The organism is Prauserella oleivorans (assembly GCF_042685745.1).
In the GTDB taxonomy this organism is placed as follows: domain Bacteria; phylum Actinomycetota; class Actinomycetes; order Mycobacteriales; family Pseudonocardiaceae; genus Prauserella_A; species Prauserella_A oleivorans.
Window position 1 is genome coordinate 5,108,073 of record NZ_JBHUNT010000001.1, and the last position, 23,255, is coordinate 5,131,327.

The window sequence follows — 23,255 nt, forward strand, 5'->3', positions numbered from 1 at the left end:
CAAGCGTTACCGTTGTGGTATGCACTCCACCGAGATCGAGATCCGAACCGGAGGCAGCGCCGTCGTCCGGGACCTCACCAAGGAGGCCGAGCGGTTCCTCGCCGAGGCCGGTGCCGGCGACGGGCTCCTCCACGTCTGGGTTCCGCATGCCACGGCCGGGCTGGCCGTGCTCGAGACCGGTGCGGGCAGCGACGACGACCTCCTCGCCGCCGTCGATACCCTGCTCCCTCGGGACGACCGCTGGCGCCACCGGCACGGCAGCCACGGCCACGGACGTGACCACGTGCTGCCCGCCTTCCTACCGCCGTACGCGAGCGTTCCCGTGCTCGGCGGAACCCTCGCCCTGGGCACCTGGCAGTCGATCTGCCTCGTCGACACCAACATCGACAACCCCGTCCGGCGCCTGCGGTTCAGTTTCCTCGCGGGCTGACCCGCTCCGCCCCGGCCACAGCACGCCGGCCAGCCCGGCTGCCAGCAGGCCGCCGAGCACCCACAGACCCGTCGTGACGTGCATCGTCTCCGGCGTGCCGAGCAGCAGGCTGCGCAGGCCTTCCGTCGAGAAGCGGAACGGCGTCCACGACCACAGCAGCGTCCGGTAGGCCGGATCGAGCAGCTCGGGCACCTGCGCCGCCACCGACGGCGCCAGCAGGTACAAGGGTCCGAGGATCGCCATCGCGCGGATGCCGAGCAGGCGCAGCAGCGCACCCTGGACGGCCGCGAACGCCGCCACCGTCAGCCAGACGAACCCGACCGTGCGCCAGCCCAGATCCAGCGTCGAGTCCCACAGCGCCAGGAAGCCGATCAGCACGCCGCCGACGAGCACACTCGTGAGCACCAGGTGGCCGAGCCGGGCGCCGACACCTGGCCGGACCGTCCCCCGGTGCACCAGTAACGCGAGCACGGCACACCCCGCGAGGCCGCCGACCCACGCGAGGGCGCTGATGCCCAGTGGCGCACTGCGCCCGGCGGCACCGGTCTCGTGCACGGTCTCCACCCGCACCGGGGCGGGCGCGAGGCCTGGGTTCTGCTGGGCGAGAGCGCCCACGACGCCCTGTCCGGCGGCCGTGAGCACCTGCTGGGCGATCTGGGTTCCGCTCGGGTTCACCGCACCCGACACCACCACGGTCGCCGACGGCGCACCCCGCTGGGCGCCGAGCTCCAGAACGCCGTAGACCTCCTGCTCCTCCAGCAGGCGGCTGCCCTCCTCGGGTGTGGTGACGCGCCAGTCGACGGCGTCGCCGCCCAGTCCGCTGACCCGGTCGGCCGCCATGCGCAACGGCCCGGACTCCGGTGCCGCGACCGCGACCGGGAGGTCCTCCGGCTGTGCCGTGGTCTGCGCGCCGAAGGTCAGGAAGCCCAGCACCACCGCCACCGCCGCACCGATGAGCGCGGTCCCGGCGACGAGTGTCCCCGTCTGTCGTCGAGGTGGTCCCGCCATGATCCCCTCCAGAAATTTCCGCACTCGTTGAATTTGCGGCCACGGTACGACCGCGGGAACTCCTATGTCAACGCGTGTTGAAAAATGTGCCGGGTACCGTGGATGCGTGAACGACGCGCACCGGCTCGTCCTCTGGGATATCGACCTGACCCTCGTCGACCTGCGCGGACTCGGCGGTGACTGGTACACGAAGGCGCTTGCGAGCGTGGCCGGCGTCTCGCTGGAACGGATGCCGTCGTTTCCCGGCCGCACCGAACTGGCCATCACCACCGAACTGCTGTCCGCACACGGCATCGAGCCCACCGAGGACCTCGTGCGGGCGGTCTGGCAGGAACTGGTCGCCCTCTCCACCGAGACGCTGCCCAGCCTGCACGACTACGGGCACGCCCTACCCGGCGCCTCCGCGGCGCTGGCGGCCCTCGCCGCGCGGACCGGTGTGGTGCAGTCACTCGTCACGGGCAATCTGCCGGAGATCGCGCGGCACAAGCTGAGCGCGTTCGACCTGCACGGCCATGTCGACTTCACGATCGGCGGCTACGGCTCGCTCTCCGCGCACCGGCCGGATCTGGTCGCCCACGCCGTCGAACTGGCCACAAGCAAGCACGGCATGGCGTTCGCGCCCGAGGATGTCGTCGTCATCGGCGACACGCCGCACGACGTCGAGGCGGCGCTGCACCACGGTGCGGTGGCCATCGGCGTCGCCACAGGCAGGCACGGGGCGGACGTGCTCCACGCCGCGGGAGCGCACATCGTCTTCCACGACCTCAGCGACACCGAGGCCGTGCTCCGGGCGATCCTCCGCTAAGAGGTCGGGGGCGCGGGCACCGTCGTCCGGTCGGCCGCGGCGACCCCGCGGAAACTCTCCAGGATGGTGACGATCTCACCGGTGGTGGTGGCGGCGGCATGCGCGTACACGACGAGCACCGGAACGTCACCGCCGCGCTCGGTGGGCTCCACGGCGAGCGCACCGACCAGCGCACGCTCCGGAACACATCGGCCGGGCTTCGCCGGCGTCACCTCCAGCACGCTGAGCGACGACGGGAGTTCGTCGCCGGTGGCCGTGACGAACCGGCCGGACTCCTGTTCGACGGGTGTGACTGCCGGATCACCGCCGTCACCGCCGTAGGCGCGCCCCGCGACCGCCGAGGCCACCCCGCTCGCCGCGTCGTCGAAGCCGTCCTCCCAGGTGGTGATCCCGGCGCCCCCGCGCCGGGTGTTGGAGCCGCAGAAGTCGTCGTCCAGCAGCGCGCTCGCCGACAGCGTCAGGCGCGGCCGGCCGGGGCCGTCGGCCTCCCACCCGTGGAGCAGATCGGGTTCCGGCGACCAGGACGGCGGCACGTCGTAGGCGAAGGCGCCGTCCCCGCCCGGCACCGGCTGCCAGCCGTCGACCGCCGCGGGCACCACGATGCGAGGTTCCGGCGGCGGAGGGGACGGAGACGGAGTGTCGGTGAGCCTCGCCGCGACGTCCTCCTCCTCGTCGTCGAACACCGACGCGACATTGGCGCCGAGGGAGAAGACACCGCTCACCAGGCCGAGCATCAGCACGGTGCGAAACCTCCCCTGCCTGAGGTACCACGGCCGAGCCTGCCGCGGCGCGGACTCCTCCGGCGGGGGCGCCGGTGCCTGTGGGAACGAGCCCGGCTGGGTCGGCTCCTGTTGTGAGTACGGCTGCGCGGGCCGGTCGTACTCACTCGGCGTGGCGTCCGCGGGATCGGCGGGTTCGTACCCGCCGACGCCGGTGAGCGCGGCCTTGTCCTCGTAGCCGTACCGGCCGAACTCGTCGTCCCGTTTCCGCCGCCCCCAAACCATCTGCGCTACCGGCCGACGACCTCGATCAGATGCCCGACCACGTCGTCCACGGCGACCTCGGTGCGCTCGCCGGTCGCCCGGTCCTTCACCTCGATGACGCCCTTGGCCAGGCCGCGGCCCACCACGACGATCGTCGGCACACCGACGAGCTCGGCGTCGGCGAACTTGACGCCGGGCGTGGCCTTGCGGTCGTCGAGCAGCACGCTGATGCCGCGCCGGGACAGCTCGGCGGCGATGCGCTCGCCGCCCTCGAACACCGTGTCGTCCTTGCCCGCGACCACGATGTGGACGTCCGCGGGCGCCACGGAACGTGGCCACACCAGGCCGAGCTCGTCGTGGTGCTGCTCGGCGATCGCGCCCACGAGCCGGGACACGCCGATGCCGTACGAGCCCATCGTGATGCGGATCGGCTTGGAGTCCGGACCGAGCGCATCCACCTCGAAGGCGTCGGTGTACTTGCGGCCGAGCTGGAAGATGTGCCCGATCTCGATGCCGCGGGCGGAGACGAGGGTGCCCTTGCCGTCCGGGGAGGCGTCGCCCTCGCGCACCTCGGCGGCCTCGATGGTGCCGTCCGGAGTGAAGTCGCGGCCGCACACGAGGTCGACCACGTGGTGGTCGGTCTTGTCCGCGCCGGTGACCCAGGCGGTGCCCTTGACGATCCGGGGGTCGACCAGGTAGCGCACGCCGTTGGCCTGCAGCGCACCCGGGCCGATGTAGCCCTTGACGAGGAACGGGTTGGCCGCGAAGTCGGCCTCCTCCAGCAGCGCCACCTCGGCGGGCTCGAGCGAGGCCTCCAGGCGCTTCATGTCGACCTCGCGGTCGCCGGGCACGCCCACGGCGAGGAGTTCCCACTCCTTCTGCTGGGGCCTGCGCACCTTGACGAGCACGTTCTTGAGCGTGTCCGCGGCGGTGAACGTGCGGCCGAGGCCGGCCTGGTTGAGGAAGTCGACCAGCGTCTCGATCGTCGGCGTGTTCGGCGTGTGGTGCACCTGCGCCTCGGGCAGGCCCTCGATGGGCCGCTCGGGCGGGGGCGGCGTCACCACGGCCTCGACGTTGGCGGCGTAGCCGGACTCGGTGCTGCGCACGTAGGTGTCCTCGCCGGTCTCGGCGACGGCGAGGAACTCCTCCGAGGCCGAACCGCCCATCGCCCCCGACGTCGCGGCGACGACGACGTAGTCCAGGCCGAGCCGGTCGAAGATCCGGATGTAGGCCTCGCGGTGCAGCTGGTACGAGCGGTCGAGCCCGGCGTCGTCGAGATCGAAGGAGTAGGAGTCCTTCATGACGAACTCACGCCCGCGCAGCACACCGGCCCGGGGCCGTGCCTCGTCGCGGTACTTCGTCTGGATCTGGTACAGGATGACCGGATAGTCCTTGTACGAGCTGTACTCGCCCTTCACCGTGAGAGCGAACAGCTCCTCGTGCGTGGGGCCGAGCAGGTAGTCGGCGCCCTTGCGGTCCTTGAGCCGGAACAGGCTGTCGCCGTACTCGGTCCAGCGGTTCGTCGCCTCGTAGGGCTCCTTCGGCAGCAGCGCGGGGAACTGGATCTCCTGCGCGCCGATGGCGTCCATCTCCTCGCGCACGACGGCCTCGATGTTGCGCAGCACGCGCAGGCCGAGCGGCAACCAGGTGTACCCGCCGGGGGCGGCCCTGCGGACGTAACCCGCGCGCACCAGCAACCGGTGGCTGGGCACCTCGGCGTCCGCCGGGTCCTCACGCAGTGTGCGCAGGAACAGCGACGACATCCTGGTGATCACGGTGTTCTCCTACGAAAGGAAGCGAGGCGTTGACCGAAGGGTAGTCAACGGGTGCGGAGCTGCTCCAACGGGTTGTTGTCGTACCCCTGCCCTACCGTCGGCGCATGACACTGGAACTGGGCATGGTGACCATCGACTGCGCCGACGCGCGCACGCTCGCGGATTTCTGGGCCAAGGCGCTCGGCGTGGAGGTGGCGGCCGATTACGGCGAGTTCGTGATGACCACGCCGACCCCGTCCGGGACACGCATCGGGCTGCAGCAGGTGCCGGAGCCCCGCGCGGGCAAGAACCGCGTGCACGTCGACCTCGTCACCGCCGACCGGCAGGCTGAGGTGGCGCGGCTGGTCGGGCTCGGGGCCACGGCGATCGCCGAGCACACGATGCCGGGGTTGTCCTGGACCGTGCTGACCGACCCGGAGGGCAACGAGTTCTGCGTCGGCTCCGAGCACGGGTGACGACTACGCTCTGTCGGCGTGCTCGTACTGCTGCCACCTTCGGAGACCAAGGCGACCGGCGGGGACGGCCCCGCACTCGACCTGGACACGCTGGCCTTCGGTGAGCTGAACCCGCTGCGGCGCAAGCTCGCCGACGCGCTCGTGGACCTCGCCGCCGATGTGCCCGCGAGCCTGGCCGCGCTCGGCCTGTCGGAGCGGCAACGGGACGAGGTGGAGCGCAACGCCCGCCTGTGGACGGCGCCGACGATGCCGGCGCTGCGCCGCTACACGGGCGTGCTCTACGACGCGCTCGACGTCGACGGTTTCAGCGCGGCCCAGCTGGCCAGGGCGCAGCGGCGACTGGCGGTGGCCTCGGCACTGTTCGGGGTGGTCCGGGCGGCCGACCCGATCCCGGCCTACCGGCTCTCCGGCGGGAGCACGCTGCCCGGTTTCGGCACGCTGCGCTCGCTGTGGCGGCCGGTGCTGGAGCCGGTGCTGGCCGACGTCGGCGAGCTGGTGGTGGATCTGCGCTCCGGCACCTACGCCGCGCTCGCCCGCGTGCCGGGTGCGGTGACGGTCCGGGTCGTCACGGAGGACTCGGCGGGCAGGCGCAAGACCGTGAGCCACCACAACAAGGCCTACAAGGGACGGCTCGCCGCCGCGCTCGCCACAACCCGCACCGAGCCGTCCACAGTGGACAAACTGGTGTCGGTGGCCGCCCGCTCCGGCATGACGCTGGAGCGCGAGGGCGAGCGCGAGCTGGCGCTCGTCACCGGCCCCTGAACCGCTCGGGGCGCAGGGCCGCGACGTCCACGGGCAGCGACTCGCCCAGCACCAGCGAAGCGGCCAGCCGGGCGGCGAAGGGACCCAGGGTGAGCCCCGCAGGGCCGAATCCGGTGAGCACCACAACCTCCGGGTGGCCCTCGAGCGCGCCGAGCAGCGGCTCGCCGTCCGGGGTGGCGGGACGGAACCCGACGCGGGTCTCCAGCAGCGTCGCGTCGCCGAGCCCCGGGGCGACGGCGAGCGCCTCGCCGAGCACCTCGTGCTGCCCCGCGGCCGTGACGCGGTGGTCGAAGCCGGATCCGGTCTCCCGCGTTGCTCCCGCGACGACGCGCGAATCGGGGAACGCCAGCAGGTAGTGACTCGACATGGGCAGCACCACCGGCCAGGCGGCCGTGTCGACACCGGGCAGGCCGAAGTGGCTGATCTGCCCACGCTGCGGTTCCACGGCCAGCCGGACGCCCAGTGGCTCGGCGAGGCGGCTGCTCCACGCGCCCGCGGCCAGCACGACGCCGTCGGCCTCGATCAGCTCTCCCCGCACGCGGACACCCGTCACCCGCCCGCCCCGGTGTTCGAGCTCGGCCTCGCCATCGGCCAGGCGGGCGCCGCGCCGTGCCGCGGCCCGCAGGAACGTCTGCCGCAGTCGCCTGCCGTCCACCCGCCCGGCACCGCTGACGTGCACCGCATCGAGGTCACGGGCGAGCACCGGCATGAGCGCACTGGCCTGGCCGGGGTCGAGCAGGCTCACCTCGCCGGCCTCCGGCCACGCCGCCGCCCGCGCGCGGACCCGCTCGTGCAGCTCGCGCAACCGGTGCTCGTCCTCCGACACCACGAGACCGCCGACGATCTCGAACGACGAGTCGCCCGCACCGTCCTCGGCCAGCTCGGCGACCAGCGTGCGGTAGTAGGCGGCGGCTCGCGCCGCGAAGGTGAGTTCCTCGTCACCCAGTGCCCGTGACGTCCACGGCGACACGATCCCCGCGCCCGCCCCGGTGGCCGCACCCGGCAGGTCGGCCTCCACCACCACGACGTCCACGCCGCGCCGCGCGAGCTGGTAGGCCGCGCCCGCGCCGGCGATTCCCGATCCGATGACGACGATTCGCATGGGGTCAGCTTGCCGGACCGGCCACTCACCACTCCCCGACCCGCCGGGACGGCGCGCACCGGACGCGCCAAGGGAGACCAGCATCACAGCGCGAGCGGGAAGAGCGGACCACGAGCTCCTCCGCTGGTGTGGACCACCATCGTCGCGTGTGGACGGTCACCGGCCCGGTCGGCCTGCACCGTCGAGCGGAGCCGCACTGGGGTAGACTGGTCATGCACCGCGAGCCGGACGGCTCCCCGAGGCGGTGCTTCCATCCATCAGTTGGCGCGTGGCGCGTAGGTGTGCCGTGCGCCGGGTTCGTCCTTGTGAACGCCCATCGCACCACCATCGCGACCTGCCCCTGCGTGGGCAATCTGGGCCTCCTTGCGACGTGCCACGTCCGAGAGGCATTGCGTGACAAACACATCGTTCGCCGACCTGAACCTTCCGACGCCGCTGCTGCGCTCCCTGCAGCAGGCGGGCATGACGGAGGCGTTCCCGATCCAGGCGGCGACCCTGCCGGACGCCCTCGCCGGCCGAGACGTCCTCGGCCGCGCCCAGACGGGCTCCGGCAAGACCCTCGCCTTCGGGCTGGCCCTGCTGGCCAGGCTCGACGGCGGCAAGGCGCGGCCGAAGCAGCCGCGCGCCCTCGTCCTCGTCCCGACCCGTGAACTGGCGATGCAGGTCGCCGACGTGCTCATCCCGCTGGCCAAGTCGCTCGGCCTGTGGTGCCGCACCGCCGTCGGCGGCATGGCCTTCACCCGCCAGGCCGACGCGCTCGCCCGGGGCGTCGACCTGCTGATCGCCACCCCCGGCCGGCTCTCCGACCACGTCCGGCAGGGCACCTGCCGGCTCGACCAGGTGTCCTTCGTGGCACTCGACGAGGCCGACCAGATGGCGGACATGGGATTCCTGCCGCAGGTCCGCGAGATCCTCGACCTCACCCCCGAGGATGGGCAGCGCCTGCTGTTCTCCGCGACCCTCGACGGTGACGTCTCCAAGCTCGTCAAGCGCTACCTGCACAACCCCGTGACCCACTCGGTCGCGCCGGTCACGGCCAGCGTCACGACCATGGACCACTACCTGCTGCAGATCTCCCACCAGGACAAGCTCGGGGTCATCACCGAGATCGGCGCACGCGAGGGCCGCACGATCATGTTCATGCGCACCAAGCACCACGTCGACCGGCTCACCACGAAGCTCCGGGCGGCAGGCGTGCACGCAGGCGCGCTGCACGGCGGCAAGACCCAGGGCCAGCGCAACCGGGTCCTCGCCGACTTCAAGGAAGGCCGCGCCACCGTGCTCGTGGCCACCGACGTCGCCGCGCGCGGCATTCACGTCGACGACGTGAGCCTCGTGCTGCACGTCGACCCGGCCGCCGACCACAAGGACTACCTGCACCGCGCCGGCCGCACGGCACGTGCGGGTGCGTCCGGCACCGTCGTCACCCTGGTGACGCGGGACCAGCGGCGCACGGTGCAGCGGCTGATCGACAAGGCGGGCGTCAAGCCCAAGTCGGTCCTGGTGCGCCCGGGTGACGAGGAACTGTCCCGCATCACCGGCGCCCGCACGCCGAGCGGTGTGCCCGTCGTGGAACCCCACCGGCCCACGCGTGCGCCCGCGGGTAGGCAGGGTGGCCGCGGACAGGGCGGCCGTGGCCGGCCGCCGTTCGGCGGACGCCGCGACGGCGGTGCCAGGGGTGGCCGCCCGCAGCAGCGGGCGCCGCGCCGTCCCTCGCGCTCGCACGCCTGACCACCCGCGACGCGGGCAGGCCTACATCGGGAACAGCTCGAACGTGCACGCGAGCACATTCCCGAAGCGCCTGCCCGCGTCGGCTGCGGCCTGCCGCAGGAACGTGTCCGGGTCGCCCATGCCCGCCTCGCCGAGGCCGGCGAGGTAGGCACGATGCTCCCGCAGTGAGGCGACCGCGCGGTCGATGGTGGCCGTGATGTCCACGGCGTGCGTGGCCTGCGGCGACGCCGCGACCGCCACCCAGCGCACGCCGCCCCACGGCTCGAGGCCGGCGTCCAGCAGGTCCCGGAACACCCAGCGGTTGGCGGCGTCCCGGACGGCGTCCAGGGTCGCCAGGCCGACGTTGCGGTGGTCGGCCATGTTGAGCCACGGGCCGCCAGGCCAGGTCTCCCGGTGGTTGGTCATCACCACGAGCTGGGGCCGGTGCCTGCGGATGGCGGCGGCGATGTCGCGTCGCAGCGGCAGCCCGTACTCGATCATGCCGTCGGGATGGTCCAGGAACTCCACCTGCTCGACCCCGACCACGCGGGCGCTGGCGATCTGTTCGCGTTCGCGCACCGGTGCCGCTTCCTCGGGCGCCATGCCGTCGATGCCGGCCTCACCACGGGTGGCCAGCAGGTAGGTGACCGTGCGGCCCTCGTCCGTCCACCGCGCGACGGCCCCGGAACCGCCGTACTCGAGATCGTCCGGATGCGCGACGACGGCGAGTGCGCGCTCCCAGTCCGACGGCATCTCCGCGAGCTGTGCGTCCTCGGTCACCCTCGGTCCCCTCTCGGTTCGGCCCCGGTGCGAGACTGCCAGGCGTGAACGCACCCGGTCCAGCTTTTCCCGCCACACCGCCAGACCAGGTCTTCGACTGGCTCGACACGGAAGCCGGCAAGCGCTCGCGGGTCGGTCTCGACCACCGGCCGCACCACCGACGGCCGGGCGACGACGAGCTGGATCTCGCGGGCGAGGACTATCTGGGGCTGGCGCGCGACAAGCGGGTCGCCGGTGCGGCCGCCGCGGCGGCGCTGCGGTGGGGTGCGGGCGCATCCGGATCGCGGTTGCTGGGCGGCTCGCTGGAGCTGCACGCCGAGCTGGAACACGAGCTGGCCCGTTTCGTCGGTGCGCAGGCGGCCGTGGTGTTCCCGGCCGGCTTCACGGCGAACCTCGGCGCGGTGACCGCGCTCTCCGGCGCCGAATCGGCCATCGTCACCGACAAGCACGTCCAGCCGTCCCTCGTGGACGGCTGCCGGCTTTCCCGCGCCGACGTGGCGGCGGTCGCCCACGCCGACGCCCCGGCCGTCGGCCACGCGCTGGCCACCCGGCGCAAGCGACGGGCACTCGTGGTGACCGAAGCGGTCTTCGCCGTCGACGGCGACGCGGCACCGCTGTCCCGGCTGCACGAGGTGTGCCGGGAGCACGGCGCGGCTCTGCTCGTCGACGACGGCCACGGCTTCGGCGTGCTCGGTGACGGCGGCCGGGGCGGCGTGCACGACGCCGGCCTGTCCGCACAGCCCGACGTGGTCACCACGCTGAGCCTCTCGGCGGCGCTCGGCGCGCAGGGTGGCGCCGTGCTGGGGCCCCGCCGTGTGGTGCGGCATCTCGTGGACGTCGCGCGCGGGTTCGGCTTCGACGCCGCACTGGCGCCGGGTAGCGCGGCCGCGGCCCTGGCCGCGCTCGGCGTGCTGAAGGAGGAGCCGCACCTGGCGGCCAAGGCCGTCGACGCCGCGCAGAATCTGGCCCACGGCCTACGCGACGCCGGTCTGACCACGAGCTCTCCGGCGGGGCCGATCGTGTCACTGCCCGCGCCGAGTGCGCAGGCGGCGACCGCGTGGGCCGACGCGTGTGCCGGTCACGGCGTGCGGGTCGGCTGTGTGCGCCCGCCCGCGGTGCCGGACGGCGTGGCGCGGCTACGCCTGGCCGCCCGCGCGACCCTGTCGGAGTCCGATGTGGACCGTGTGGTGAAGGTGGTGGCCGAGACGGCCCCGCGCGGGGCGCGCTCGTGAGACCGCCCCGGCGGCTACCTCACCTGCTGGAGCGGCGCATCGCGATGTGTGGAATGCCGTCCTCGTCGAACTCGTCGCCCTCGGGCCGGAATCCGAACCGCGCGTAGAAACCCTGCGCGTAGGTCTGGGCGTTGAGGACGCACTCGGCCTCGCCCGCGTGGTCGAGCGCCGCCTCCATCAGCCGCGCACCGAGCCCGGAGCCACGCGCGGGCAGCGACGTGCACACGCGCCCGATCCGCACCACGCCGTCCGGTTCCTGGAGGAGCCGCAGGTACCCTGCCACACCTCCGTTCTCGGCGGGTTGCCAGATGTGCCGCGTTTTCGGCAGCAGGTCCAGTCCGTCGATCTCCGGGTACGGACACTCCTGCTCGACGACGAACACGTCGACGCGGAGGCGGAGCAGATCATGTAGTTCGGCGGCCGTGAGCTCGGGGCCACGGCGGGAAACGAAAGCGGCCACGCCGCCATTGTCGTCGCGCGCCGCGACCGGCGACCGTCAGCCCCAGCCGAGCTCCGACGCGTACGCGGACACCCGCGTGTACACGCCGGGCTTGCCAGGCTTCGCGCAGCCCTCTCCCCACGACACCACGCCGACGAGTGTGTCGCCGACGACGAGCGGGCCGCCGGAGTCGCCCTGGCACGCGTCGACGCCGCCCTCGGGGTAGCCGGCGCACACCATGGTCTGCGGGTCGTACACCGGGTACGCCTCGGAGCAGGTCGCGTCGTCGACGATCGGCACCTCGGCGCTGCGCAGCGTGTCGGACTTCTCGCCGTACTCCGCGAGCCGTCCCCAGCCGAGCACGGTCGCCATGGTGCCCGGTTGGTAGGCGGCCTCGTCGGAGCCGTCGGCCACGGCGGCGGGCCGGAACGGCAGCCGGCGATCCAGCGACAGCAGGGCGATGTCGCCGCCGCGCATCGGGTCCTCGTACTCCGGCGCAATCCACACGTCGCGCACACCGGCCTGCACACCGTCGGCCGAGCGCTTGTCCTGCCTGCCCGCGACCACGCCCATCTCGCCGGCGGACAGCGCCTCGGCACAGTGCGCCGCCGTCACCACCCGGTCGCGGGCGATCAGGGTGCCGCCGCAGAACTGGTTGCCCCGGTCGTCGACGAGGAAGACCGCGTACGGGTGATCGGAGATCGACGCCTCCTGGCCGCCCACGATGAACGGCTGAGCCCCGCTCGCGGGCATCGCCGGTACGAACACCGCTCCTGCCAGCACCGCCGCGGCGGCAGCCGCGCGACGGAGTGCCGTCGACATAGCCATCCCCCTCTGCTCCCGACTGCGGCCAGGCTAACCGCACGCTGCCCGAATCCGGTGTCGCTGGATCGGGTGGACTACGGTGCTCGCGTGCGCGGTGGGCTACTGATTGCGGGAACGACGTCGGACGCGGGGAAATCCACGGTCGCCGCGGGCGTGTGCCGCTGGCTCGCCCGCCGGGGCGTGCGGGTGGCGCCGTTCAAGGCACAGAACATGTCGAACAACTCGATGGTGTGCGCCGACGGCGCCGAGATCGGCCGGGCGCAGTGGCTGCAGGCCGTCGCGGCGGGCGTGGAGCCCGAGTCGGCGATGAACCCCGTGCTGCTCAAGCCGGGCGGCGACCGGCGCAGCCACGTGGTGCTGCGCGGCACGCCGTGGGGTGAGCTCGCGGCGGGCGACTGGGCACACGGACGGCGCGAACTCGCCAAGGCCGCCTACGCCGCGCTCGCCGAACTGCGGGAACGTTTCGACGTCGTCGTGTGCGAGGGCGCGGGCAGCCCGGCCGAGACCAACCTGCGCGACGGCGACTACGTCAACCTGGGCCTCGCCCGGCACGCCGGGCTGCCCGTGCTCGTCGTCGGGGACATCGACCGCGGCGGGTTGCTGGCCGCCCTGGCCGGCACCGTGGCGGTGCTGGACGAGGCCGACCAGGCCCACGTCGCGGCCTTCCTCGTCAACAAGTTCCGCGGCGATCCCGGGCTGCTCGCGCCGGGCCTGCGTTCCCTCACCGATCTCACCGGCAGGCCCGTACTCGGTGTGCTGCCGTGGCTTCCCGACGTCTGGCTCGACTCCGAGGACGCTCTCGCCATCGCGGGCTGGGACGGTCACCGCCGCGGCGCGGGTGTGACGTTGCGGGTGGCCGCCGTGCGGTTGCCCCGCATCTCCAACGCCACCGACCTGGATCCGCTGGCCGCCGAGCCGGGAGTCGCCGTCACCGTGACGGCCGATCCCGACGTCGTCGCGGCCGCCGACGTCGCCGTGCTGCCCGGCACCCGGTCCACCGTGGACGACCTGGCGTGGTTGCGGCGTCACGGGATCGACGGCGTGCTCGCCGACCGCGCCGCGCGCGGACGTCCGGTGCTGGGCATCTGCGGTGGCTACCAGATGCTCGGGAGCTCGATCCACGACGATGTCGAGTCGGGCGCGGGCACCGTCGCCGGTCTGGACCTGCTCCCCTTCACGGTGCGCTTCCGCGCGGAGAAGACGCTCGCCACACCCACCGGGCAGTGGCGTGGGGAGCACGTCGGCGGGTACGAGATCCACCACGGGGTCGCCGAGCGCACACCGGGAGAGGCGGAGCCGTTTCTCGACGGGCTCCGCCGCGGCTCGGTGTGGGCGACCATGTGGCACGGGATCTTCGAACACGACGGCTTCCGGCGCGCCTGGCTCGCCGCGGTGGCCGACCAGGCGGGCGTGGACTGGCGGCCTGCCGACGCCCCCGGCTTCGCCGCCCGGCGGGAGGCCATGCTCGACGGCCTCGCCGACGCCATCGAGAAGCACGTCGACACCGAGGCGCTGACCGCGCTGATCGCCGGCGGGGTGCCGGAGGGGCTGCCCGCGCTGCGGCTGGTTCAGGACTCCAGATAGCGCAGTATCGGCACCATGTCCTGCTCGGCGAGCCCGGCGGGATCCGGTTCGGCGCAGGACTCCAGCGCCGTCCGGAGCGCCTCGGCGTCGATGCCCGCTCCGATGAGCACGAGCCGGGTGCACCGCTGCTCCCCCGGGTCCCATCGGGTCCGCCGCAGCCGCACGTACCCGCCCACGGTGTGCAGCTCGTACTTCTGCCAGTGGTTCGGCACTCCGAAATAGACGGTGCCCTTCATGCGGTAGAGCCCCGCCGGCCGGCCTTGCAGGAACGTCGCCAGCCGGCGCGGGTGCAACGCCCCGGTCGTCACCGTCAGGCTGTCGTAGGCGGCGTGCGGGTGGTCGTGGTGGTCCTGGCCGGCACCGCACTCGGCACGCAGGTCGTCGAACGACAGCTGGCGCGGGCCGGTGTCCGGGTCGCGAATCCGGTCGAACAACAACTCCGGGTCGACCCGGCCGTGGGTAGTCGCCACCACGGGCGCACCGTCGGCGAGCTCCCGGACGAGCGGCAGGACGTCGTCGCCTGCCCGGTCGGTCTTGTTGAGCACCACCAGATCCGCCATGCGCAGGTGCTCGTCGAGTTCGGGGTGCCGGACGCGCGGAGCAGGGAACTCGGCGGCGTCGACAAGCTCGATCAGCCCGCCGTACTCGACGTGCGGGTCGCTGCTGGCCAGCACCAGCCGCACCATGCTGCGCGGTTCGGCCAGGCCGCTCGCCTCCACCACGATGAGATCCAGCCCGGCGGAGGGATCGGTGAGCCTGCCCAGCATCCGGTCGAGCCCGCTCGCGTCGACCGCACAGCACAGGCACCCGTTCTCGAGTGAGAGCATCGAGTCGACCTGCCCCGCCACACTCAGCGCGTCGACGTTGACGCTGCCGAAGTCGTTGACGACGACCCCGATGCGGACGCCACGGCTGTTGGTGAGCAAGTGGTTGAGCAGGGTCGTCTTCCCCGCGCCGAGGAACCCGGTGACGAGGACGACCGGCACGCGGTGCGTGCGTTGTGATGTCACTGGCCACCTTCCGGAACAACTCGGCCGCGAACGAGGTTGGTCTGGACGCAGACCGTCCGCCTTCGAGAGGGTAACGCCGTGCCGCACTACGACCTGGTGATCATCGGGACCGGGTCGGGGAACTCGATCCTCGACCAGCGCTTCGCCGACCGGAAGGTCGCGATCGTGGAGAAGGGCGTGTTCGGCGGCACCTGTCTCAACGTCGGCTGCATCCCGACCAAGATGTTCGTGCACACCGCCGACGTGGCGGCCACGCCGGCAACGAGCGCGCGGCTCGGGGTGGACGAAACCCTCGACGGCGTGCGCTGGCGGGAGATCCGCGATCGCATCTTCGGCCGGATCGACCCGATAGCCGCCGGCGGCCGCGAGTACCGGCTCGAGCACGCCGACAACGCCAACGTCACCGTGTATGAGGGCGAGGGCCGCTTCACGGGCCACAAGGAGCTCACGGTGCGGCTGCCGGACGACTCCGAGACGCTGACCGCCGACGAGTTCGTGCTGGCCGCCGGGGGCCGCGCGGTGGTGCCGGACATCCCCGGCCTGGACGAGGTCGGCTACCACACCTCCGACACCGTGATGCGCATCGACGAGCTGCCGTCGCGGCTGGTGATCCTGGGCAGCGGGTTCATCGCCGCCGAGTTCGCGCACGTGTTCGCCTCCTTCGGCGTCGAGGTCACCATGATCGCCCGCTCCGGCGCCTTGCTGCGCGTGGAGGACGACGACATCAGCAGGCGCTACACCGAACTCGCGGCGGAGCGGTTCGACGTGCGGCTGAACCGCAAGACCACGCGGGCGCGGCGCACGGCCACCGGGATCGTGCTGGAGATGGAAGGCCCCGGCGGCGCCGAGACGGCGGAGGGCGACCTGCTGCTCGTGGCCACCGGCCGCCGCCCGAACTCCGACCTGCTGGACGTGGCGAAGACCGGCGTGACCACGCTGCCGACCGGGCACGTGGCGGTGGACGAGCACCAGCGCACGAGCGTGCCGGGCATCTACGCGCTGGGCGACATCAGCTCACCGCACGAGCTCAAACACGTCGCCAATCACGAGGCCCGCGTCGTCCAGCACAACCTGCTGCACCCGGACGACCCGATCGTCGCCGACCACCGCTTCATCCCGCACGCGGTGTTCACCTCGCCGCAGATCGCGTCGGTGGGGCTCACCGAGCAGGACGCCGCCGCGCGCGGTGTGCCGTACGTGACGGCGACGCAGGACTACGCGGGGATCGCCTACGGCTGGGCGATGGAGGACACGACGAGCTTCGCGAAGCTGCTGGCCGACCCGTCGACGGGACAACTCATCGGCGCCCACATCATCGGCCCGCAGGCGCCGACTTTGATCCAGCCGCTCGTGCAGGCGATGAGCTTCGGGCTGGACGCGCGCTCGATGGCGCGTGGACAGTACTGGATCCACCCGGCGATGCCGGAGCTGATCGAGAACGCGCTGCTGAACCTGCCGTTGGACGCCTAGGAGCGCCGCGGCTCAGACGTAGCGCGGCTTGCCGGCCAGCCAGCCGAACACGAGCTGGCCGCAGAGCACGACGAGCACCATGCCGAGCGGCACGGTCCAGCCGCCGGTGAGGTCGCGCAGGAGGCCGAACAGGAACGGGCCGAGCGCGCCGAGCAGGTAGCCGAAGCCCTGGGCCATGCCCGACAGCGTGGCCGTGTCGGTGCCGGTCCGCGCGCGCAGCGCGATGGCCGCGATCGCGAGCGAGAACACCGCCATGCCGAGCCCGACGAGGATCGACCACAGCAGCGGGGCCGCCGAGGGCGCCGCCATCAGGCCGACGACGCCGGTGATGCCGAGCAGCCCGAGCCCGACCGTCCACCAGCCCAGGCCGCCGCGGGCGGTGACGAGCGGCGGCACGAGGAGGCTCACCGGCAGCCCGAGCAGGGAGACCAGGCCGAGCAGGAGCCCGGCGGCCGTGCGGCTGACGCCCGCGTCGATGAGCACCTGCGGCATCCAGCCCATCATGATGTAGGCGAAGCACGCCTGGGTGCCGAAGAATCCGGTGACGATCCAGGCGAGCCGGTTGCGCAGCAGCGAACGCCGCGCGGACTCGTGGTGCGACACCGGGGTGGCGCCGTCCACACCGTCCGTGCGCTCGCCGGCCGGCCGCCTCGTGGCCGCGAACCACAGCGCGAGGGCGAGCACGGCGAGGACGGCCCAACCGCCGAGCCCGCCACGCCAGCCACCGCCCGCGTCCGACAGCGGCGGCGTGACCGCGGACCCGAGCGCACCGCCGGTCTGCAACGCGGCGGTGTAGATGCCGGTCATGAGCCCGAGCCGCGCCGCGAACGACGTCTTCACCACCACGGGGATGAGCACGTTGGCCAGCGCGATGCCCGCGCTGGCGACGAGCGTGCCCGCGAGCACCACGAACGGTCCGTTGAGCACGCGGACCACGAGACCCACGGCGAGCACGCCGAGCGCCACGGCGACGGCGGCGTGCAGCCCGATCCGCCGCGCCAGCCACGGTGCGCCGAACCCGGCGAGCGAGAAACACAGGCCGGGCATCGTGGTGAGCGCGCCCGCCCACGTCTCGGTGGCGCCGAGCGCACGCTGGACCTCGTCGAGAACCGCACCGACGGACGTCACCGACGGCCGCAGGTTCAGCGCCGCGACGACCACCGCCACGGCCAGCAACCCCGCGCCCGCGGCAATACCGGTGGACCGGCGGGTCGCCGTTTCGCCGAGGGGGGTTCCGTGTGCCATGACACGCAGCCTAGCAAAAGGTAGGATGATCGGGCGAACGGACGAATCCGGCGAAGGGAGCCACCGTGCCTCTGGCCGCTACCCAGCGCTCCGGCCTGGTCGACCAGGTCATCAGCCAGCTCCGCGAGGCCATCCGGGCGGGCGAGTGGCCGGTCGGCAGGCGCATCCCGACCGAGAGCGAACTCGTGGCGGACCTCGGCGTCGGGCGCAACACCGTGCGGGAAGCCGTGCGCGCGCTCGCCCACTGCGGGCTGCTGGAGGTACGCCAGGGCGACGGCACGTACGTCCGGGCCACGAGCGAGGTGTCCGGCGCCATCCGCAGGCTCGCCGGATCCGAGCTGCGGGAGGTCCTGCAGGTGCGCAAGCCGCTCGAGGTGGAGGGTGCGCGGCTGGCCGCGACCGAGCGCACCGAGGACGACCTGCGCCGCATGCGCGAGTTCCTCGGCACCCGCGACCGGGCGTGGGAAGCCGGGCGCATCGACGACTACGTGCACGCCGACGCCCGGTTCCACCTCGCCGTCATCGAGGCCGCCCACAACACGCTGCTGACCGAGCTCTACCGCGGCCTCACCGAGGTGATCGTGGCAAGCGTCGCGGCGACCACCCGGATCGACCTGCCGGGCACCGAGTCCACCGGCCACCACGGCCTGCTCGACGCCGTCGCCGCGCGCGATCCCGAGCGGGCGGCCGCCGAGGCGTGCGGGTTCCTCACCGACCTGCTGGATCGGGAAGGTCGCCGCTGAGCTCGTGCAGCCGCAGCGCGAGCTGCAGTTCCAGCGCGCGGTCCGGGCTCTGCCAGTCGGCGCCCAGCAGTGTGGAGACGCGCTCCAGCCGCTGCGCCACCGTGTTGACGTGCACGTGCAACCGGTCCTTGGCCCGGGTGAGGTTGCCGTTGCACGCGAAGTACGCCCGCAGGGTCTCGAGCAGCTCCGTGCCGCGGGCGGCGTCGTAGTCGAGCACCGGCCCCAGCGTCGTGCGGACGAACTCCGGCACGTTCGCCTTGTCGCCCAGCACGACGCCGACGAAGCCGAGATCCGCGGTGGCGGCGCCGTCGCCGTGCCTGCCGAGCACGATCAGCGCGCGCAGGCACCGGGTCGCCTCGGCATGGGCGGCGGCGATCTCGGCGGGGCCACGCGCCGGGCCCGACGCTCCCACGGTCACCGGGCACCCGAGCAGCCGTGTCAGATCGCCCGCCACCGTCCGCGCCGACGCCCCCGGCGACTCGCCGGCCACCAGCAGTACCACCCGGCCGGCCTGGACACCGGCGAGCACACCCCGCCGGGCGGCGGCCGAGGCCAGCCGGGCCCGCGGGACGTCGTCGGCGTGCAGGGCGAGCACCGAATGCGGGGCCGAGAGATCGAGACCCAGCCTGCGCCCGCGGTCCAGCAGCGCGGCCGGGTCGCGGCCGGGTGCGCTGAGCAGGTCGGTGAGCAGCTCGCCGCGCACCCGGTCCTCCGCCTCCGCGGCCGAACGGCGCAACAACAACAGCAGGGCGGTCACCACGCTCGCCCGTTCGAAGAGCCTGCGGTCCTGCTCGCCCAAGCCGGGGCGGCCGGCGAGTGTGATGCTGCCGAGCAGCTGCGGGCCCGCCATCACCGCACACACCCAGTTCTCACCGTCGGCCACGGCACGGCCCGCGGCGCGGGAGGCGGCCAGCGCCCCCTCCGACCGGCGCAGCGGACCGCGGCCCGCGCGGCCGAGCTCGGCCCCCTCCGCGTCGTGCACGACGATGCCCCCGCCCAGCACCGCCGCGACCGCCTCCGCCACCTGCCGCACGTCGGCGCCGCCGAGCACGAGCTCGGTGAGCCGGTCGTGGGCGTCCTGGGCGCGCGCGAGCGCTTCGTGATGCGCCCGGATCGTCGCGTTGGCCTGCCCGAGCTCCTCCAGCGCGGCCGCACTGGACTCGATCAGCCGCGCGTTGTCGATCGCGATGGCGGCGTGGTCGGCCAGCGACGAGAGCAACGCGACCTCGTCCGGGGTGAACGTGCGGGGACGCCGGTCCGAGGCGTACAGCACCCCGATCACCTGCTCCCCCAGCGCGAGCGGCACCCCGAGGATCGCGATGAGCCCCTCGTCGCCCACGGCCCGGTCGATCGGCCCGGTGTGCTGGAACCGGTCGTCCTCGGGATAGTTCGCGGTCGCGTACGGCCGGGCGGTCTGCGCGACGAGCCCGCCGAGGCCCTCGCCCATGCCCAGCCGGACCTGCTGGAACAGCGCCGACGCCGAGCCGTCCGTCACCCGCATGTACGTGCTGTCGGACCCGTCGTCGTTGAGGCTCAGGTAGGACACGTCGACCCGCAGCAGCATGCGCGCCCGGTGCACGATCGACCGCAGCACGGCGTCCAGATCGCGCAGCCGGGCGAGATCGCTCGCGGTGTCGAACAGGGCGGCGAGCTCGGCCTCCCGCCTGCTGTGCGCGTCGAGCGTGCGCCGGATGTCCATCGCGAGCCGCAACGTGGCGCTGTCCGCGGGCACGCGAGCCAGCTCGTCGCCGGTCGCGTCCGCGGACAGCAGTTCCAGCAGTCGGCGAGCGCTGTCGGTCACCGGTTCATGCTGTCACCGCAGCGGTGCTCTCCGCGTCCCGGAGCGAGGTACCGCGGGTCTCCCGGGACACGACCACGGCCACGACCGTGAACGCGCACGCCACCGCCAGGTAGACCGAGATCAAAAGGCTCGCCCCGGTGCTGTCCAGCAGCGCGGTCGCGATGAGCGGCGCGAGCCCTCCGGCCACGATGGACGCGAGCTGGTACCCGATGGACGCACCGGAGTACCGCACCTTCGTGCCGAACAGTTCGGAGAAGAACGCCGCCTGCGGCCCGTACATGGCGCCGTGCAGGACGAGTCCCACGGTGACCGCGACGACGATGCCGACCGTCGACGCCGTGTCGAGCATCGCGAAGAACGCGAATCCCCACAGCCCCATGCCGATCGCGCCGAACAGCGACACCGCCCGCCTACCGATGACGTCCGAGAGCAGCCCCCACAGCGGAATGGTGACGAAGTGGACGGCCGAGCCGATCAGCACGGCGTTGAGGCCGACGGACTTGGGCAGGTCCACGTGGTTGGTCAGGTACACGAGCACGAACGCGGTGAGGATGTAGTACGAGACGTTCTCGCCGAAGCGGGCGCCCATGGCGATGAACACCTCACGGCTGCTGCGCTTGAACACGGTGACGATCGGCGCCTTCTCCGGCGCAGGGGCGTCCCCGGCCTTCGTGACGGCCTCCAGGAACACCGGCGACTCCGACACCGACAGCCGGATCCACAACCCGATGCCCACCAGCAGTCCGGAGAGCAGGAACGGGATCCGCCAGCCCCACGCCTCGAATGCCGCGTCGCTCTGCACCGCGGCGAGGACGGCGAGCACCGCGGTGGCGAGCAGATTGCCGCCGGGCGCGCCCGCCTGCGGCCACGATGCCCAGAACCCCCGCCGGTTGGCGTCCCCGTGTTCGGAGACGATCAGCACCGCGCCGCCCCACTCACCGCCGAGCGCGAAGCCCTGCACGAGGCGCAACGCGATCAGCAGCAGCGGCGCGGCGATGCCGATGTCGGCGTAGGTGGGCAACAGGCCCATCGCGAACGTCGCGCCGCCCATCATGAGCAGGCTCACGACGAGCAGCTTCTTGCGGCCCAGCTTGTCGCCGTAGTGGCCGAAAATGAGGCCGCCGAGGGGACGGGCGACGAACCCGATCGCGTACGTGCCGAACGCGAGGAGCGTGCCGGTGAGCGGGTCGGCCTCCGGGAAGAACAGCGTGTTGAACACCAGCGCGGCCGCGGAGCCGAACAGGAAGAAGTCGTACCACTCGATCGTCGTGCCGATCATGCTGGCACCGACGATGCGCTTGATGGACCTGGCTTGCGCCATCGGGCATCACCACTTCGTTGTGTTGGTGTCGGGTTGGCGGGAGATCAGCCAGCGGTCCAGCCGCCGTCCACCGGAATCGAGGCGCCGGTGAGGTATCCGGCGTCGTCGCCGCACAGCCACCGCACCAGCGCGGCGACCTCCTCGGGTTCGATGAGCCGTTTGACGGCCGTGCGGCTCAGGAACACCTCGTCGACCACGTCGCGCTCGGCGATGCCGCGCGAGCGGGCCTGGTCGGCGATCTGGTTCTCGACGAGCGCCGTGCGCACGTAGCCCGGGTCGACGCAGTTGCTTGTCACGCCGTGGGCGGCCCCTTCGAGCGCGGCGACCTTGCTCAGCCCTTCCAGACCGTGCTTGGCGGCGACGTAGGCGGCCTTGTGCGGGCTGGCGCGCAGGCCGTGGACGCTGGAGATGTTGACGATTCGACCCCAGCCGCGCGCGTACATGGCGGGCAGGCAGCGCCGCATCAGCAGGAACGGCGTGGTGACCATCAGCTGCTGGATCGCGGCGAACGTCTCGGGCGGAAAGTCGGGGATGGGGGCGATGTGCTGGATACCCGCGTTGTTGACGAGGATGTCGACGTCGGCGGGCAGGCCCTCCACCGCAGCCGGGTCGGTGAGATCGGCGACGTGCGCGAGCGCACCTGTCTCCTCGGCGACGGCCGCCGCGGCGGCGGGATCGACGTCGACGAGATGCACCTTCGCACCCGCGGCACCGAGCACACGGACACACGCCCGGCCGATTCCGCTCCCCCCACCGGTGACGAGGGCATTCCGTCCGTGCAGGCTGCTGGTCATGGCTGCCGACGGTAGAACGACCCCGGTCCGGCAACCATGTGTCGAAGGGCTACAACTCCACCCGGACGGGTGTGGGCAGCGCCCACCCCTTAGGGCAGCGTGAGGATCTCCGCGCCGCTGTCGGTGACGAGGATGGTGTGCTCGAACTGGGCGGTCCACTTCTTGTCCTTGGTGGTGACCGTCCAGTCGTCGTCCCAGACGTCGTAGTCGATCGTGCCGAGCGTGATCATCGGCTCGATCGTGAACGTCATGTTGGGCTCGATGATCGTGGTGACCGAGGGCTCCTCGTAGTGCAGCACGGTGGGCGCGGTGTGGAAGCCGGGCCCGACCCCGTGGCCGGTGAAGTCCCGCACGACGCCGTAGCCGAAGCGCTTGGCGTAGGACTCGATCACTCGGCCGATGACGTTGAGCCGCCTGCCCGGACGGACCGCCTTGATGGCACGCATGGTGGCCTCGTGCGTGCGCTCGACGAGCAACCGCACCTCGTCGGACACGTCCCCGGCGAGGAACGTGGCGTTGGTGTCGCCGTGCACACCGCCGATGTAGGCGGTGACGTCGATGTTGCAGATGTCGCCGTCCTCGATCACGGTCGAGTCCGGGATGCCGTGGCAGATGACCTCGTTCAGCGAGGTGCAGCACGACTTCGGAAAGCCCCGGTAGCCGAGCGTCGACGGGTAGGCACCGTGGTCCATGAGGAACTCGTGCACCACCTTGTCGACGTCGTCGGTGGTGTTGCCCGGCTTGACGGCCTTGCCGCCTTCCTCGAGCGCCTGGGCCGCGATCCGGCACGCCACCCGCATCGCCTCGATGACCTCGGGCGTCCGGACGCCGTTGCCGTTGTCGCGCGCGGGCACGGGCTTGCCGACGTATTCGGGGCGGGCGATGGAGGACGGAACAGCACGGCGCGGCGTCTGCACGCCAGGCTTCAACGGAGCACGAACGGGCATGTCCCCCAGCCTACGTCGCGGCCGGAACCGGATC

21 protein-coding genes and 1 pseudogene are annotated in these 23,255 nt (G+C 72.5%); 9 read left to right on the top strand and 13 right to left on the bottom strand.

Annotated elements, in window-relative coordinates; translation table 11 throughout:
* Positions 1-19 precede the first annotated feature (19 nt).
* Positions 20-430, top strand: a complete 411-nt coding sequence (locus ACFSZT_RS25160; RefSeq protein ID WP_377384972.1) for a YjbQ family protein — start codon at positions 20-22, stop codon at positions 428-430.
* On the opposite strand, the pseudogene ACFSZT_RS25165 reads toward ACFSZT_RS25160, so the two are convergent.
* A pseudogene (locus ACFSZT_RS25165) lies at positions 374-1,438 on the bottom strand (ABC transporter permease); the annotation flags it as partial. The gene ACFSZT_RS25160 and the pseudogene ACFSZT_RS25165 overlap by 57 nt on opposite strands.
* A gap of 106 nt (positions 1,439-1,544) precedes the next feature.
* On the opposite strand from ACFSZT_RS25165, the gene ACFSZT_RS25170 reads away from it, so the two are divergent.
* Positions 1,545-2,243 (top strand): HAD family hydrolase, encoded by a 699-nt coding sequence (locus tag ACFSZT_RS25170; protein WP_377384970.1) that lies wholly within the window; start codon positions 1,545-1,547, stop codon positions 2,241-2,243.
* On the opposite strand, the gene ACFSZT_RS25175 is transcribed toward ACFSZT_RS25170, so the two are convergent.
* Both ACFSZT_RS25175 and ACFSZT_RS25180 read right to left on the bottom strand, forming a co-directional pair.
* Positions 2,240-3,247 (bottom strand): hypothetical protein, encoded by a 1,008-nt coding sequence (locus ACFSZT_RS25175; protein WP_377384968.1) that lies wholly within the window; start codon positions 3,245-3,247, stop codon positions 2,240-2,242. The two genes, ACFSZT_RS25170 and ACFSZT_RS25175, sit on opposite strands and share 4 nt — an antisense overlap.
* A 5-nt stretch (positions 3,248-3,252) precedes the next feature.
* A complete protein-coding gene (locus tag ACFSZT_RS25180) occupies positions 3,253-5,001 on the bottom strand; it encodes a proline--tRNA ligase (RefSeq protein WP_377384966.1) in 1,749 nt (582 codons plus the stop codon).
* A 104-nt stretch (positions 5,002-5,105) separates the two neighbouring features.
* Between ACFSZT_RS25180 and ACFSZT_RS25185 the strand changes: the two genes are divergently transcribed.
* Both ACFSZT_RS25185 and yaaA read left to right on the top strand, forming a co-directional pair.
* The gene (locus tag ACFSZT_RS25185; RefSeq protein ID WP_377384964.1) at positions 5,106-5,456 is read left to right on the top strand and encodes a VOC family protein; all 351 of its coding nucleotides are present in this window, start codon (positions 5,106-5,108) and stop codon (positions 5,454-5,456) included.
* A gap of 18 nt (positions 5,457-5,474) precedes the next feature.
* Positions 5,475-6,218: a peroxide stress protein YaaA gene (gene yaaA, locus ACFSZT_RS25190; RefSeq protein WP_377384962.1), complete on the top strand. Its 744-nt coding sequence runs from the start codon at positions 5,475-5,477 to the stop codon at positions 6,216-6,218.
* Here the strand turns inward: yaaA and ACFSZT_RS25195 are convergent.
* Positions 6,205-7,320 carry an NAD(P)/FAD-dependent oxidoreductase gene (locus ACFSZT_RS25195; protein ID WP_377384960.1) on the bottom strand — a complete coding sequence of 372 codons (1,116 nt, stop codon included), beginning with the start codon at positions 7,318-7,320 and terminating at the stop codon, positions 6,205-6,207. The two genes, yaaA and ACFSZT_RS25195, sit on opposite strands and share 14 nt — an antisense overlap.
* Positions 7,321-7,713: 393 nt before the next feature.
* On the opposite strand from ACFSZT_RS25195, the gene ACFSZT_RS25200 reads away from it, so the two are divergent.
* Positions 7,714-9,051: a DEAD/DEAH box helicase gene (locus tag ACFSZT_RS25200; protein WP_377384958.1), complete on the top strand. Its 1,338-nt coding sequence runs from the start codon at positions 7,714-7,716 to the stop codon at positions 9,049-9,051.
* Between the two features lie 21 nt (positions 9,052-9,072).
* Here ACFSZT_RS25200 and ACFSZT_RS25205 read toward each other — a convergent pair whose 3' ends face one another.
* Positions 9,073-9,783, bottom strand: coding sequence for a PIG-L deacetylase family protein (locus ACFSZT_RS25205; protein WP_377385263.1), 711 nt, complete (start codon positions 9,781-9,783; stop codon positions 9,073-9,075).
* Positions 9,784-9,854: 71 nt separating this feature from the next.
* On the opposite strand from ACFSZT_RS25205, the gene ACFSZT_RS25210 reads away from it, so the two are divergent.
* A complete protein-coding gene (locus ACFSZT_RS25210) occupies positions 9,855-11,042 on the top strand; it encodes an aminotransferase class I/II-fold pyridoxal phosphate-dependent enzyme (protein ID WP_377384956.1) in 1,188 nt (395 codons plus the stop codon).
* Between the two features lie 19 nt (positions 11,043-11,061).
* Here the strand turns inward: ACFSZT_RS25210 and ACFSZT_RS25215 are convergent, their stop codons facing one another.
* Positions 11,062-11,502 (bottom strand): GNAT family N-acetyltransferase, encoded by a 441-nt coding sequence (locus ACFSZT_RS25215; RefSeq protein WP_377384954.1) that lies wholly within the window; start codon positions 11,500-11,502, stop codon positions 11,062-11,064.
* A gap of 36 nt (positions 11,503-11,538) precedes the next feature.
* Positions 11,539-12,303 (bottom strand): S1 family peptidase, encoded by a 765-nt coding sequence (locus tag ACFSZT_RS25220; RefSeq protein ID WP_377384952.1) that lies wholly within the window; start codon positions 12,301-12,303, stop codon positions 11,539-11,541.
* 90 nt (positions 12,304-12,393) lie between these two features.
* Here ACFSZT_RS25220 and ACFSZT_RS25225 point away from each other — a divergent pair, with 90 nt between their 5' ends.
* Positions 12,394-13,890 carry a cobyric acid synthase gene (locus tag ACFSZT_RS25225; protein ID WP_377384950.1) on the top strand — a complete coding sequence of 499 codons (1,497 nt, stop codon included), beginning with the start codon at positions 12,394-12,396 and terminating at the stop codon, positions 13,888-13,890.
* Here the strand turns inward: ACFSZT_RS25225 and ACFSZT_RS25230 are convergent.
* Positions 13,875-14,900: a CobW family GTP-binding protein gene (locus tag ACFSZT_RS25230; RefSeq protein WP_377384948.1), complete on the bottom strand. Its 1,026-nt coding sequence runs from the start codon at positions 14,898-14,900 to the stop codon at positions 13,875-13,877. The genes ACFSZT_RS25225 and ACFSZT_RS25230 overlap by 16 nt on opposite strands.
* 78 nt (positions 14,901-14,978) lie before the next feature.
* Here ACFSZT_RS25230 and ACFSZT_RS25235 point away from each other — a divergent pair, with 78 nt between their 5' ends.
* Entirely contained in the window at positions 14,979-16,370 is a 1,392-nt protein-coding gene (locus ACFSZT_RS25235; RefSeq protein WP_377384946.1) for a mycothione reductase, read from the top strand.
* Between the two features lie 12 nt (positions 16,371-16,382).
* On the opposite strand, the gene ACFSZT_RS25240 is transcribed toward ACFSZT_RS25235, so the two are convergent.
* On the bottom strand, positions 16,383-17,615 hold the full coding sequence (locus ACFSZT_RS25240; protein ID WP_377384944.1) for an MFS transporter: 1,233 nt from the start codon (positions 17,613-17,615) through the stop codon (positions 16,383-16,385).
* Positions 17,616-17,680: 65 nt separating this feature from the next.
* On the opposite strand from ACFSZT_RS25240, the gene ACFSZT_RS25245 reads away from it, so the two are divergent.
* Positions 17,681-18,358: a FadR/GntR family transcriptional regulator gene (locus ACFSZT_RS25245; protein WP_377384942.1), complete on the top strand. Its 678-nt coding sequence runs from the start codon at positions 17,681-17,683 to the stop codon at positions 18,356-18,358.
* Here the strand turns inward: ACFSZT_RS25245 and ACFSZT_RS25250 are convergent.
* The 4 genes from ACFSZT_RS25250 to map all read right to left on the bottom strand — a co-directional run bounded on the left by ACFSZT_RS25250 (position 18,324) and on the right by map (position 23,221).
* Entirely contained in the window at positions 18,324-20,159 is a 1,836-nt protein-coding gene (locus ACFSZT_RS25250) for a helix-turn-helix domain-containing protein (protein ID WP_377384940.1), read from the bottom strand. The two genes, ACFSZT_RS25245 and ACFSZT_RS25250, sit on opposite strands and share 35 nt — an antisense overlap.
* A gap of 4 nt (positions 20,160-20,163) precedes the next feature.
* Entirely contained in the window at positions 20,164-21,480 is a 1,317-nt protein-coding gene (locus ACFSZT_RS25255; RefSeq protein ID WP_377384938.1) for an MFS transporter, read from the bottom strand.
* A 44-nt stretch (positions 21,481-21,524) separates the two neighbouring features.
* Positions 21,525-22,274, bottom strand: coding sequence for a 3-hydroxybutyrate dehydrogenase (locus ACFSZT_RS25260; protein WP_377384936.1), 750 nt, complete (start codon positions 22,272-22,274; stop codon positions 21,525-21,527).
* Between the two features lie 89 nt (positions 22,275-22,363).
* Positions 22,364-23,221: a type I methionyl aminopeptidase gene (gene map, locus ACFSZT_RS25265; protein ID WP_377384935.1), complete on the bottom strand. Its 858-nt coding sequence runs from the start codon at positions 23,219-23,221 to the stop codon at positions 22,364-22,366.
* Between the last annotated feature and the right edge of the window lie 34 nt (positions 23,222-23,255).